Raw genomic sequence first — 13207 nt, 5'->3', positions numbered from 1 at the left:
TTAACCTGAGTTAATCCAAATTTGGCTATGTTAAGATGTAAAAAAAATACAAAATGGCTAGGAAAATGAAACGTTGGTATCTACTTTACTGTAAGCGCGGAGAGCAACTCCGAGCGAAACAGCATATGGAAAATCAGGGGGTAGAGTGTTTCTATCCTCAACTTGAAGTCGAGAAAATTGTTAGAGGAAAAAAGAAGCGAGTCAAAGAACCGTTGTTTCCTTCTTACATTTTTGTTCGATTTGATTATGAACAGGGCCCAAGCTTCACTACGTTGCGTTCAACGAGAGGTGTCGTGGACTTCATTAAATTTGGTTCTTTGCCGCATGAAGTTCAAGGTGACTTAATTTACGAATTGAAGCAGATTGAACGAGAGTGTCAGGGTTACCCAATTGATGATTGCCCTGAGCTCAATACGAATTATCAAGCAGGCGATGTGGTTGAGATCTGCAGTGGTCAGTTCGCTGGCATCAAAGCGGTTTATCATGAAAAAGATGGTGAGGCGCGATCCATTATGCTGGTACAGATGATCAGCCAAGTGGTTCCGATAAGCATTGAGAACGCAGCTCTGGCAGCTCGTATCTAATCGAGCTTGTGAATTTTCGATAATAAAAAAGGCGCTATGAGCGCCTTTTTTGATTCTGATTTTCTAGAACTAGAGATTTCTAGTACGAGTCGTTGTGAACTGCTTTAACAGCACGACCAGAAGGATCAGCGTTGTTCTTGAATGATTCATCCCACTCGATTGCTTTAGCAGATGAACAAGCTACAGATGGACCGCCAGGTACACACTCAGCCGCAGATTCTAGCGGGAACAACTCTTCAAAGATCTCACGGTAAGCGTAACCTTCTTTGGTTGTTGGTGTGTTGTATGGGAAGCGGAATTTCGCTGTTTCCATCTGCTGATCTGTCACTTTCGCTTCTGCTGTTGCTTTCAGTGTATCGATCCAGTCATAGCCAACACCGTCTGAGAACTGTTCTTTCTGACGCCATGCGATAGAGTCAGGTAGGTAGTGCTCAAAACACTCACGTAGGATGTGTTTTTCCATCTTACCGTTACCACACATCTTATCTTCAGGGTTTAGACGCATTGCTACATCAATAAACTCTTTATCTAAGAAAGGCACACGACCTTCAACGCCCCAAGCTGCTAGAGATTTGTTCGCACGAGCACAGTCAAACATGTTTAGTGCAAGAAGCTTACGAACGGTCTCTTCATGGAACTCTTTTGCGTTTGGTGCCTTATGGAAGTACAAGTAGCCACCGAAGATTTCATCCGCACCTTCACCAGACAGTACCATCTTGATACCCATCGCTTTGATCTTACGAGCAAGCAGGTACATAGGGGTTGATGCACGAATCGTTGTTACATCGTAAGTTTCGATGTGGTAGATAACATCACGGATTGCATCCAAACCTTCTTGGATTGTGTACGTCATCTCATGGTGAACCGTACCAATCTTGTCTGCCACTTCACGTGCTGCAACTAAGTCAGGAGCACCTTCAAGGCCTACGGCGAAAGAGTGCAGTTGTGGCCACCAAGCTTCAGACTGTTCATCGTCTTCGATACGCATTGCAGCAAAGCGTTTTGCTACTGCAGATGTGATAGATGAGTCCAAACCACCAGATAGAAGAACACCGTAAGGAACGTCGGTCATCAGCTGACGCTTAACTGCTGCTTCTAGCGCTTCTGTAAGCTCTTCTTTGCTGGTTGAGTTACCTTGCACTGCCGCGTACTCGTTCCAATCACGAACATAGTAGCGTTGAGGCTCTGCATCTTTTGAACCGTATGAACAACCTGGAGGGAATTCGCTCACGGTTTTACATACAGGTACTAGTGCTTTCATTTCTGAAGCAACATAGTAGTTTCCGTGCTCATCATAGCCTTGGTATAGAGGGATAATACCAATGTGGTCACGGCCAACTAGGTATTCGTCTTTCTCTTCATCGTAAAGGACGAACGCGAAAATTCCGTTCAGCTCTTCAAGTAGGTCTGCACCCAGCTCTTGATATAGAGCCAAAATAACTTCACAGTCAGAATCTGTCTGAAATTCGTATTTATCTTGGTAACGAGCGCGAAGTTCTTTGTGGTTATAAATCTCACCGTTTACCGCAAGAATGTGCTTTTTATCTTGGCTGTATAGAGGTTGAGCACCACTATTTAGGCCAACGATAGCAAGACGCTCGTGAGCAAGAATTGCTTTGTCACTTGCATAAATACCAGACCAGTCTGGGCCACGGTGGCGGAGCTTTTTAGACATCTCTAGAGCAACAGGGCGAAGTGCTGCAGCATCACTTTTTATATCAAGAATGCCAAATACTGAACACATAGAACTTCCTTTCAAATCATTTCCAAATCAACTGCATTCAATTTGCCATTCTGGTTAAAAAATGCAACCGGGTATGATGAAAAAAATTATATAAAGAGGGTTCTATTAGAAAATATTTAGTTCAATGGTGGTTTTGGTGAATCGAGTTTAAATGCGGTGTGATTTTTAGCCACTCATCTCAAATTATCGGCAATATTTGATTGAGAATAAGAGAGAGTGGCCAGAGTGAAATACTAGATTTTCATGATGTTAGGGTTCAGTTGCTCGCATACGTGGCGTGCAAAACCACTACCAGCTTCGCTATAAATATTGAACGCAGCATCCACACCATTTTCTTTTAGTGTTTCTAGCTGATCTGAATATTCCGCGATAGCAGCAATTTGGCCTTTAAAGTTACGCGCTTTGAGCTGCTCTAATGCAGTCTGGTTACCTTGGTGGTGAGGCATAGCAAGGATGACGAGCTTAACATTGGCAGTATCTAAAATACGTTCCCAAAAATCTGGGTCAGTTGCATCGCCAGAGATAACATTGCGACCGTGGTTGCGATGACTGTGTGCTGCGTCTTCTCTTACCTCTACCCCTAGGCTCACTTTTCCGTAACGAGCGCGAAGCTCATCATAAGCACCGGTGCCAATTCGACCCATTCCAAGAATCAAAACTTGGGCGTGCCCTGGATCAATTCGTTTATCACGTTGGTTGAGTTTTTCTGCAGCATGTTCTTTTAACCACTTACCCGACTGTTGATACAGTTTGTGGCCAGCACGATTGAGGGGAGCGGCAATCAAGAAAGACAACGACACTGCAATCGCGACGGCAACCAAGATATCGCCCAACATCCAGCCCATTTTGAATGCAAGACCGCCGACAATCAGGCCAAATTCACTGAAGTTGAATAGAGAGAGCGAAGCCAGCAGTGATGTACGCACTCGGAATTTGAAGAAGTTGAGTACCCAAAAGTAAAGGAAGCCTTTGACTGGTAGTAGAAGCAAGAACAAGATCGCTAGCATAAAGCCTTGAATCGTTGGTTGCTCAGATAAGCCGATGTTTAAGAAGAAGCAGACAAGGAACAGCTCTTTTAGGTTGAAGAGAGACTTTGAAAGCTCCGATGCTTTCGCGTGTCCCGCAAGTAACATTCCTAAGATTAGTGCGCCGAGGTCTGGTTTCACACCAACAAACTCAAATAGACCGGCACCGACAACTAATGCGAAGAAGATACCAAACAGTACCAACATTTCGCCGTGTCCAACCCAGTCGAGGACTTTGTAGAAGAGTGGTCGTAAAAGAGGCAAAGCAAATAGAGCAATGGCATACCACTCAGGGATCTTACCAGTAGAGGCTGTGAGGAATACCACTGCGAAGATATCCTGCATAACCAAGATGCCAATCGCTAGCGTGCCGTAAGTGGCATTCATTTCACCTTTCTCTTGAAGGGTCTTAACCGCGAAAACGGTACTAGAGAAAGAAAGAGCAAAGCCTAACAGGATGATCTGTTCATTCGACATTGCTGCAAGGGAAGAAATCCCAAGTAGCTTAAATCCAAACAGAGCCAGTGCAAAAAAGAGGGTTGAAAGTAGGTTATGCACTGTCGCGCCGGCCCAAATCTCCTTGGATAGCAAGGTTTTGATATCAAGCTTGAGGCCGATAGTGAATAACAGCAGGGTTACGCCGAGGTCGGCAAGGGTAACGATGGTGTCATTACTTTCAAAACCAAACGCGTTAAGCGCAAAGCCAGCAATGAGAAAGCCAACGAGTGGGGGAAGTTGACACTTTAAAGAGATAAAGCCAGCAATAAATGCCGCGGATAATAATATGAGTTCCATAACTTGTAGTAGTTGTTCCCTAGCTTATAAAAACGGGCCGTGTTTATCCAAACACGGCCCGCGGAAAATCAATATTGTTTTTCTTTAGTCTTCGAGTAGCTTCTGCAATAACACGCCGTTGAGCATGGCACGCTTGATCATTGCGAAGGCACCCATTGTCGGATGTTTATCGATCTCAGATGCTACAATAGGCAAGCCGCTATGGAAAGTCGTTAGAGATTGATTCTCTACATTGCGCTTAATTGCGGGGAAAACAATGTCTTGAGCCTTGGTAATATCGCCAGCAATGATCACTTTTTGTGGGTTAAATAAGTTGATCGTCATCGCAATGGCTTTACCTAGTTGGTTACCCACACGAACCAAGCTCTGTTTTGCGAGTTCGTCACCATTCATTGCATGGTCACACACATCTTGAATGGTAATGCGTTCAAGCTCGGTTAGAGAAGACTCGTAACCTTGCTTAATTAACTTTTGCACACGCTCAACGATGGCTGGGTTTGCAGCAACGGTTTCTAAACAGCCAAAGTTACCACATTGACATTGCTCACCTAGTGGATCGATTTGGATATGACCAATCTCACCAACATTGCGGTTATGCCCTAAGAACACTTGACCGTTAACGATGATACCTGCACCCGTACCACGGTGTACGCTGACTAGAATAGAATCTTGACTGTCTTGACTCGCACCAAAGTAGTGCTCTGCCAAAGCCATGCCTCGAACGTCGTTACCTACAAAACAAGCAACGTGGAACGTATCGCGAATAATGTCGCTGAGGGCTAGGTTATCGATATCGGTATTTGGCATGTACTCAACCACGCCTGTTGTCGGGTTAACAAGGCCCGGTAGGGTAATACCAATCGCAATGAGTTGGTCGATTTGATACTGCTGCTCAGCAACAAACGACTTAAGGGTTGTCAACAAGCCTTCCATCAAATCAGATTGATCTGAGTAGTTTAAGTCTTCTTGAACGAAAGCCAGTTCACGACCACCAAGATCATGAAGGCTGAGTTGAATATAATCTCGACCCAGGCGAACAGCGATGGAGTGAAAAGGCTCCACCTCTGTTGTTAGTGAGATAGCGCGTCTACCGCCAGTAGACGCTTGCTGTGCGACCTCTTTGATGAGGCCACGTTCTAATAGTTGGCGGGTAATTTTTGTAACACTTGCTGGTGCGAGTTGGCTTACGTCAGCCACCTGTATACGACTGATAGGACCTTGTTGGTCTATTAGCCTGTATACCGCCGCACTGTTTAGTTGTTTAACTAAGTCTACGTTACCTATTTGTCCGCCATTCATACTTAATTGTGCTCGTATTGTCCGTTAACAACAGTCGCTTTTACATTGAAGTCTCTATCGAATACAGCCAGGTTAGCTACCATGCCTTTCTTAATTCGACCCAGCTTACCTTCCACACCCATCGCTGTTGCTGGGTATAGTGTTGCCATGCGCAGAGCTTCGTCTAAAGCGATTCCAGCGTGCTCAACTGTGTTCTGTACTGCTTCGATCATCGTCAGAGCTGAGCCGCCCAGTGTGCCGTTTTCATCAACACACTTACCATCACGGTAATATACTTTCTTACCGACAAAAATAAAGTATTCCATGTCAGCACCTGCAGGAGCTGTGGCATCCGTCACTAATACAAGCTTTTCTCTCTTGATTTTATGTGCAATACGGATGTTTGCGTAATCAACGTGGAAGCCGTCAGCGATGATGCCTGCGTAAACTTCTGGCGTATCGTAGATAGCGCCGACAACACCTGGCTCACGGCCTACCATTGGTGTCATCGCGTTAAATAGGTGCGTTGCGAATGTAATACCTGATTCAAAGCCTTTGCGAGCTTCCGCGTAAGTGGCGTTGGTGTGGCCAATTGAAACCACTACGCCCGCTTTGTGTAGGCGCTCAATGTGTTCTGGATCGTTCTGTTCAGGTGCCAAAGTCACTTTAGCTACCAAGTCACGGTTTTCACAGATTAGGTCGATCATTTCGCTGTCTGATTTACGAATATGATCAACGCTATGGATGCCTTTTTTCGCGACGTTAAGGTAAGGCCCTTCAAGGTGCAGACCAAGAGATTGGTTTTGGTACTGATTGTGGTATTCACGAGCTGCCGCAATCACGGCACGCATGTCTTCGTCTGAAGAGGTAATGAGTGTCGGTAGGAAGCTTGTACAACCAGACTTAAGGTTTGCGCGGTGCATGATCTGCATAGTCTCAGCAGTAATTTCATCGTTAAGCATCACACCGCCACAACCGTTAAGTTGTAAGTCGATAAAACCAGGGCTTAGGTTAGCGCCGTCTAGGTCACGAACTTCAATGCCGTCTGGCAGTTCACTAACAGGGCAGACTTGTTTAATCAGGTCGTTTTCGATAACAACTGCGTGATTGGTGAGAACATCACTACCAGTGTAGATTTTACAGTTACTTAGCGCGTACATAGTCAGCTAATCCTTATTTCGTGAGATCTTTAAATTTTGTTCGTTACCTAAATGTCGACTTAGTTTGCAAACATCATTTACGTAACGATTTAACTTTTTTGAACCGGCAGGCTTCAAAGTGAAGCGCGAATTAAGCCATTGAAAATACAGTAAACAAATGCGTTATAGCCATTCATTAGGCGGGCCTGTTATTGATTATTAGCGAGGCAAAGAAAGCGGGTGCTACTTATGCGTTGGCCTAATGTTTAGTGTCGAATTTTATCTGTAAATCTTCATTTTTTTGAATGATAAAATAAGTTTTATGATCTCGCTAGCAAAAACCTTGGTATTTGGCAAAAACTGGTGATTAGGATCACAAATGGTAAGGTTTTAATTTGCGGAGCAAAATTAATTGAATACACTGATTAGGACTAAATTGAGCGACTAAAATAAGTTTCTCAAACGAATTCTAAAAATCCTATAGGGGGAAACAACAGGTGAATATTCTAGGATATGCACAGAAGCTAGGTAAAGCGTTAATGCTTCCTATCGCAACGCTTCCGATTGCGGCGCTTCTACTACGTTTAGGTCAAGGCGATCTACTTGATATTCCATTCATGGCGCAAGCTGGTGGTGCTATCTTCGGTAACCTACCGCTGCTATTTGGTCTAGGTATCGCAATTGGTCTTTCTAAAGATGGTAACGGCGCAGCAGGTCTAGCTGGTGCAGTTGCTTACTTCGTTCTAACTGCGACAGCAACGACAATCAATGCTGACGTAAACATGTCTTTCTTCGGCGGTATCTTCGCAGGTATCATCGCAGGTCACTCATACAACGCTTTCCATGCAACACGCCTTCCTGAGTGGCTGGCATTCTTCGCTGGTAAACGTCTTGTTCCTATCATGGCCGGTCTATTTGCTCTTGTAGCAGGTGCGATCTCTGGTGTGGTATGGCCTGGTGTTCAATCTGGTCTAGATGCACTTGCTCATGCAGTATCTACTTCTGGCGCTATCGGTCAGTTCGTATACGGTACTCTTAACCGTGCACTTATCCCTGTAGGTCTACACCACGTATTGAACTCGTACTTCTGGTTCGGTATGGGTACTTGTCAAGAAATCGTTGTTGCAGGTTCTGCAGGCTTCGAAAGCTTCAAGCAACTTTGTGTTGACCCAGCTCTAGCGAAAACTCTAGTTGTTGGCCAAGAGTACACATTCAACTTCGCAAACTCTGTAACTCCAGAGATCACTGCGGTTGTTAAAGAAGTAACTGAAACAGTTAAGTCTGGTGACCTACACCGCTTCTTCGGCGGCGACAAAGGCGCTGGCGTATTCATGAACGGTTTCTTCCCAGTAATGATGTTCGGTCTACCAGGTGCTGCACTAGCTATGTACCTAGCTGCTCCAGCTGAAAAACGTGGTCAAGTTGGTGGCGCGCTATTCTCAGTAGCTTTCTGTTCATTCCTAACAGGTATCACAGAGCCACTAGAATTCATGTTCGTATTCCTAGCTCCAGCTCTATACGCAATGCACGCAGTATTCACTGGTCTATCTCTAGTTATCGCTAACATGTTCGGTACGCTTCACGGCTTCGGTTTCTCTGCTGGTCTTATCGACTTCGTATTGAACTTCGGTCTAGCAACTAAACCAATGACTCTACTGTTCATCGGTCTAGCGTTCGGTGCTCTATACTTCTTCACTTTCAGCTTCGCAATCCGCGCTTTCAACCTGAAATCGCCAGGCCGTGAAGATGACGAAGAAGGTGCAGCAGCAACTGACGGCGAAGCGCCAAAAGGTGACCTAGCTCGTCAATACCTAAAAGCACTAGGTGGTCACGAGAACCTAACTTCAATCGACGCATGTATTACTCGTCTACGTCTAACTCTTAAAGACCGCTCAGTAGCTGACGAAGCTGTTCTTAAGAAACTAGGTGCTAAAGGTGTGGTTAAACTAGGTGAGAACAACCTACAAGTTATCCTAGGCCCACTTGCTGAAATCGTAGCTGGCGAAATGAAAGCTATCGGTGCAGGTGAAGACCTATCAGACGTTAAACTTCCTTAGTCGCTTTAGCGTAGAGCAAATAACTCGCGCAACAGCCTCAAGAATTAAGTAAGTCGAAATCAAAGCCTCCCTCTTTTGGGAGGCTTTTTCGTATATGGATTCTGTCCTCGAAACATCTAGCGTTCTATTCTTCAGCGAATAGCAGAAATATTCGCAATAAACTGATGGTTCTTATTGTGTAAAGGCTAAGAATTGTGGATGATTAGCAACAATGATCTTTCTATCCTAGGCTTGAGATAAAAGGGCTGTTTATGGAACAGAAAGAAGAATTTTTCTCTGACAATACTAAATACATAGAGGTGCTATAGATGAGTGAAGCTGAGGCTCGTCCATCGAATTTCATTCGCCAAATTATTGATAAAGATTTAGCGGATGGTACACACACTAGCGTGCATACTCGTTTCCCGCCGGAGCCGAACGGTTACCTGCACATTGGTCACGCTAAATCTATCTGCTTGAACTTTGGTATTGCTCAGGACTACCAGGGACAATGTAATCTTCGTTTCGATGATACAAACCCTGAAAAAGAAGACGTTGAATACGTTGAGTCAATTAAGAATGATGTAAGCTGGTTAGGCTTCGAGTGGTCTGGTGACATTTGTTACTCTTCAAACTACTTCGATACGCTTTACGCTTACGCTGTCGAATTAATTAATAAAGGCTTAGCGTACGTTGACGAGCTAAGTCCTGAGCAGATCCGTGAATACCGTGGCACGCTAAAAGAGCCTGGTAAAGCGAGCCCATACCGCGATCGCAGCCCTGAAGAGAACCTAGCGCTATTTGAAAAAATGCGTGACGGTGGCTTTGAAGAAGGTAAAGCGTGTCTGCGTGCTAAGATCGACATGAGCTCGTCGTTCATGGTAATGCGCGATCCAGTTATCTACCGTGTGCGTTTTGCTCACCACCACCAAACAGGTGACAAGTGGTGCATCTACCCAATGTACGACTTCACACACTGTATTTCTGATGCACTAGAGGGCATTACGCACTCTATCTGTACACTAGAATTCCAAGACAACCGTCGTCTATACGATTGGGTGCTAGATAACATCACGATCGATTGTCAGCCGCGTCAGTACGAGTTCAGCCGCCTAAACCTTGAGTACACGGTGATGTCTAAGCGTAAGCTGAACACACTAGTGACTGAAAACCTAGTTAACGGTTGGGATGATCCACGTATGCCAACGATCTCTGGTCTACGTCGTCGTGGCTTCACGCCAGCGTCAATCCGTGAGTTCTGTAAGCGTATCGGTGTCACGAAGCAAGAGAACATGATCGAGTTCGGTTCACTTGAGTCTTGTATCCGCGACGACCTAAACGAAAATGCGCCGCGTGCAATGGCTGTTCTAGATCCGGTTAAAATCGTGATCGAAAACTACGATGCAGACAAAGTAGAAACGCTAACGGTTGCTAACCACCCGAATAAACCAGAAATGGGTACTCGTGAAGTGCCGTTTACTCGTGAAGTTTGGATTGAGCGTGATGACTTCCGTGAAGAAGCAAACAAGAAATACAAGCGTTTGGTTCTAGGCAAAGAAGTTCGTCTACGTGGTGCTTACGTAATTAAAGCTGAGCGTATTGAGAAAGATGCAGAAGGTAATATCACTACTATCTTCTGTTCTTACGATAACGAAACTCTAGGTAAGAACCCTGCAGATGGCCGTAAAGTGAAAGGTGTTATTCATTGGGTATCAGCTGACAAAGCACTACCTGCTGAGATTCGTCTGTATGATCGTCTATTCACAGTCGCAAACCCAGCTGCTGCGGATGACTTCGCTGCAACGATCAACCCTGACTCTCTGGTTAAGCTGAATGGCTTCGTTGAGCCAAGCTTGGTAGAAGCAGCACCAGAGCAAGGCTTCCAGTTTGAGCGTACAGGTTACTTCTGTGTTGATTCAAAAGACTCTAAAGCAGACGCGCTAGTATTCAACCGTACGGTTGGTCTACGTGATACTTGGGGTAAAACAGAAGCTTAATTGCCTCTTCTGTTAGACATATTAAAAGCCGGCGTTGATGCCGGCTTTTTTACGTCTTGATGAAAGGAGATCAAAGGTCGAGGTTATTGGCTTAAGGCGCCACATCCTCTGGGCGACTGTTAGTGATTTCACCTGTGCGTGAGTTATACCAGAATACGTATTCTGCTCGATTGGGGTTACGATGATGGCCAATCGCGGTATAAATGTAATAACAAACTGCTTTAGCATTTTCTATTCGCTGACCTTCTTTCGTATCGAAGGTTAAGTTTTGTCGTCTCGAAACAAAGTCAAAGCCCTCGAAGTTATCTCTATCTGTCGTAACGGTGAGCTCAGTGTTCATAATCGCATTCCAGATATCAACACAGCCTTGATGACCTTGACCAATATTGTATGGTGCGCCCATAGGGTTGTTTTTGGTTGTACCTAGTGGGTAACCTTCGTCGTTGATATCGAGCTGAGGATTGCCGTTCTCGTCTTCACCAAACCCAGGTAAATCATTCATCTCAGAACTGCCTCCGCCATTTACCAGCCATTTACTATGAGCGTAAGTAATGGCTGTTTGAAATTGTGACTCTGCGGCTTGGAATTGGGCTATTCGACTGTCGTTTTGAATGCCAAGAAACCGAGGTAGGGCGACAACCGCTATGATGCCAATGATTGCTATAGCAACGATCATTTCAATCAGTGTGAAGCCATTTGGAGTGGATGAAGTCGAGGTAATATTCATGATGGACAAATAAAAAACGCTGACCAAGGCCAGCGTTTTTTTATTTCTTCGGTTTGTGTGCGTCTGGGTTGCCTTTGCAATCACCCGACATACTTTTACCGTATAAGTATAAACTGTGGTTGGTTAGCTGAACGTTGTAACGCTTAGCAATCTCTTTTTGTCTCTCTTCGATGATATCGTCAGAGAATTCAATCACTTCACCACAGTCTAAACAAACAAGGTGATCGTGATGGTGCTGCGTTGATAGTTCGAATACAGACTTACCGCCTTCGAAGTGGTGGCGAGTTACAATGCCAGCGTCATCGAATTGGTTAAGAACTCGATAAACGGTCGCAAGGCCAATCTCTTCACCTAAGTCGATTAGCTTTTTATACAAGTCTTCAGCACTAATGTGTTGGCAGTCTGGCTGTTGTAATACTTCTAGAATTTTGAGCCTTGGGAGGGTCACTTTAAGACCAGCATCTTTTAGCGCTTGATTGTTGTCTGACATATACTTTCCTGTTGATGATCTGCAGCAATTAACAGAATTCAATATTCCCATTATTATAGGATACTCGACCACAACAATAAACCACGAACTTCAAAGGGTTACTCACTTACATCACAATCTGTTTTGTAAATTCTAAATATCTCTCTTATATTGGAGGTACGACCAGTTATCATGGTGGTGAATTAAAAACAGAACATGGAAGATCGTAATGAACAAGCAACTCGCTAGAATCTATAAACCCAATATCGTTAAGTTTGCGCTCAATATTTGGCCACCATTTTGGGGGGCTGGAATCAAAATCAAACACATTAGCTCTGACTTCCGAGTTGTAAAAACTGTACTTAAGCTACGCTGGTGGAACAAAAATGCCAATCGCACTCAGTATGGTGGCAGTATTTTCTCGCTTACCGATCCTGTTTACTCATTGATGTTAATGGGAATTCTTGGTGAACGCTATTACGTATGGGACAAAGAAGCGAGCATTAACTTTATCAAACCGGGTCAATCGGATTTGCATGCCGAGTTTGAAATTACACAAGGTCAATTGGACGACATCTATCGTCAAACTCAGTTAGGTGAAAAGTGCTTCCCAGAATTTGTCATTTATGTGAAAGACAGCAAGGGGCAGGTGGTGTCCGAAATACAACGTACTTTGTACGTTAGGAAAAAACCTCAATTTAGAGAGGATGACGAGCCAGTTGAGGCTTAGTACTAATGTCTTTAACTGTGGTTTGAAAGAAATAGATACAAAAAAACCTCCGAGCGGGAGGTTTTTTAATAACTTCAGTTAGCAGACAGACTGATTAGTCTTCTAGCTCTGCTAGGCACATCTCTTCGTGGATTTGCTTAACCCAGTTTGATACGCGCTCGTCAGTCAGTTCTGGTTGACGATCTTCATCGATACATAGACCAACGAATTGGCTGTCGTCGCCTTCAACAAGTGCTTTAGATGCTTCGAACTCGTAACCTTCAGTTGATGTGTAACCAAGGATAGTGCCGCCTTTCGCTTCAACGATATCGCGGATCGTACCCATAGCATCACAGAAGTACTCAGCGTAATCTTCTTGGTCACCACAACCAAAGATAGCTACTAGCTTAGTCGAGAAGTCGATTGCTTCTAGCTCTGGGAAAAAGTCATCCCAATCACATTGTGCTTCACCGTAATACCACGTAGGGATACCTAGAAGAAGCAGGTCGAAGTTATCGATATCTTCTTTGCTGCTTTTTGCAATGTCTTGAACATGAACGAGCTGCTTGCTCAATTGCTTTTGAATCATCTTTGCAACAGCTTCAGTGTTACCTGTATCGCTACCGAAGAAGAGACCTACACTTGCCATAGAATCATTACCTTTCATTTTGTCTGTTGTCGGTGTAATAAAGTTTGGGCGAGAA

The 13207-nt window shown here is 44.5% G+C and carries 11 protein-coding genes; 4 read left to right on the top strand and 7 right to left on the bottom strand.

Going from position 1 to position 13207, the window contains the following annotated elements; all coding sequences use genetic code 11:
• Positions 1-65 precede the first annotated feature (65 nt).
• Positions 66-584 carry a transcription/translation regulatory transformer protein RfaH gene (gene rfaH, locus OCV50_RS10345; protein ID WP_261902987.1) on the top strand — a complete coding sequence of 173 codons (519 nt, stop codon included), beginning with the start codon at positions 66-68 and terminating at the stop codon, positions 582-584.
• A 79-nt stretch (positions 585-663) separates the two neighbouring features.
• On the opposite strand, the gene asnB is transcribed toward rfaH, so the two are convergent.
• The 4 genes from asnB to nagA all read right to left on the bottom strand — a co-directional run bounded on the left by asnB (position 664) and on the right by nagA (position 6586).
• Positions 664-2328 (bottom strand): asparagine synthase B, encoded by a 1665-nt coding sequence (gene asnB, locus OCV50_RS10340; protein ID WP_032551843.1) that lies wholly within the window; start codon positions 2326-2328, stop codon positions 664-666.
• 233 nt (positions 2329-2561) lie between these two features.
• Positions 2562-4148, bottom strand: coding sequence for a cation:proton antiporter family protein (locus tag OCV50_RS10335; RefSeq protein WP_261902986.1), 1587 nt, complete (start codon positions 4146-4148; stop codon positions 2562-2564).
• A gap of 84 nt (positions 4149-4232) precedes the next feature.
• A complete protein-coding gene (gene nagC, locus OCV50_RS10330; RefSeq protein ID WP_032551845.1) occupies positions 4233-5447 on the bottom strand; it encodes a DNA-binding transcriptional regulator NagC in 1215 nt (404 codons plus the stop codon).
• Between the two features lie 2 nt (positions 5448-5449).
• Positions 5450-6586, bottom strand: coding sequence for an N-acetylglucosamine-6-phosphate deacetylase (gene nagA / locus OCV50_RS10325; RefSeq protein ID WP_239841320.1), 1137 nt, complete (start codon positions 6584-6586; stop codon positions 5450-5452).
• A 518-nt stretch (positions 6587-7104) separates the two neighbouring features.
• Between nagA and nagE the strand changes: the two genes are divergently transcribed.
• Positions 7105-8622 (top strand): N-acetylglucosamine-specific PTS transporter subunit IIBC, encoded by a 1518-nt coding sequence (gene nagE / locus OCV50_RS10320; RefSeq protein ID WP_239841511.1) that lies wholly within the window; start codon positions 7105-7107, stop codon positions 8620-8622.
• 308 nt (positions 8623-8930) lie between these two features.
• The gene (gene glnS / locus OCV50_RS10315; RefSeq protein ID WP_261902985.1) at positions 8931-10598 is read left to right on the top strand and encodes a glutamine--tRNA ligase; all 1668 of its coding nucleotides are present in this window, start codon (positions 8931-8933) and stop codon (positions 10596-10598) included.
• A 91-nt stretch (positions 10599-10689) separates the two neighbouring features.
• Here glnS and OCV50_RS10310 read toward each other — a convergent pair whose 3' ends face one another.
• Positions 10690-11325 (bottom strand): prepilin-type N-terminal cleavage/methylation domain-containing protein, encoded by a 636-nt coding sequence (locus OCV50_RS10310; protein WP_261902984.1) that lies wholly within the window; start codon positions 11323-11325, stop codon positions 10690-10692.
• A gap of 40 nt (positions 11326-11365) precedes the next feature.
• Positions 11366-11815: a ferric iron uptake transcriptional regulator FcrX gene (gene fcrX, locus OCV50_RS10305; RefSeq protein ID WP_239841323.1), complete on the bottom strand. Its 450-nt coding sequence runs from the start codon at positions 11813-11815 to the stop codon at positions 11366-11368.
• Between the two features lie 208 nt (positions 11816-12023).
• Between fcrX and OCV50_RS10300 the strand changes: the two genes are divergently transcribed.
• Positions 12024-12524: a DUF4442 domain-containing protein gene (locus tag OCV50_RS10300; protein ID WP_239841324.1), complete on the top strand. Its 501-nt coding sequence runs from the start codon at positions 12024-12026 to the stop codon at positions 12522-12524.
• A gap of 94 nt (positions 12525-12618) precedes the next feature.
• On the opposite strand, the gene fldA is transcribed toward OCV50_RS10300, so the two are convergent.
• A complete protein-coding gene (gene fldA, locus OCV50_RS10295; RefSeq protein ID WP_239841325.1) occupies positions 12619-13152 on the bottom strand; it encodes a flavodoxin FldA in 534 nt (177 codons plus the stop codon).
• Positions 13153-13207 lie beyond the last annotated feature (55 nt).

It is taken from the genome of Vibrio fortis (assembly GCF_024347475.1).
Lineage (GTDB): Bacteria > Pseudomonadota > Gammaproteobacteria > Enterobacterales > Vibrionaceae > Vibrio > Vibrio fortis.
The sequence above is the reverse complement of the archived record's forward strand: the minus strand, read 5'-3'. Positions and strand labels throughout refer to the sequence as shown.

Bases quoted from the DNA above. Each gene is read 5' to 3' on its own strand.
- rfaH (WP_261902987.1), top strand. From the start codon at position 66: ATGAAACGTTGGTATCTACTTTACTGTAAGCGCGGAGAGCAACTCCGA.
- asnB (WP_032551843.1), bottom strand. From the start codon at position 2,328: ATGTGTTCAGTATTTGGCATTCTTGATATAAAAAGTGATGCTGCAGCA.
- OCV50_RS10335 (WP_261902986.1), bottom strand. From the start codon at position 4,148: ATGGAACTCATATTATTATCCGCGGCATTTATTGCTGGCTTTATCTCT.
- nagC (WP_032551845.1), bottom strand. From the start codon at position 5,447: ATGAATGGCGGACAAATAGGTAACGTAGACTTAGTTAAACAACTAAAC.
- nagA (WP_239841320.1), bottom strand. From the start codon at position 6,586: ATGTACGCGCTAAGTAACTGTAAAATCTACACTGGTAGTGATGTTCTC.
- nagE (WP_239841511.1), top strand. From the start codon at position 7,105: ATGCTTCCTATCGCAACGCTTCCGATTGCGGCGCTTCTACTACGTTTA.
- glnS (WP_261902985.1), top strand. From the start codon at position 8,931: ATGAGTGAAGCTGAGGCTCGTCCATCGAATTTCATTCGCCAAATTATT.
- OCV50_RS10310 (WP_261902984.1), bottom strand. From the start codon at position 11,325: ATGAATATTACCTCGACTTCATCCACTCCAAATGGCTTCACACTGATT.
- fcrX (WP_239841323.1), bottom strand. From the start codon at position 11,815: ATGTCAGACAACAATCAAGCGCTAAAAGATGCTGGTCTTAAAGTGACC.
- OCV50_RS10300 (WP_239841324.1), top strand. From the start codon at position 12,024: ATGAACAAGCAACTCGCTAGAATCTATAAACCCAATATCGTTAAGTTT.
- fldA (WP_239841325.1), bottom strand. From the start codon at position 13,152: ATGGCAAGTGTAGGTCTCTTCTTCGGTAGCGATACAGGTAACACTGAA.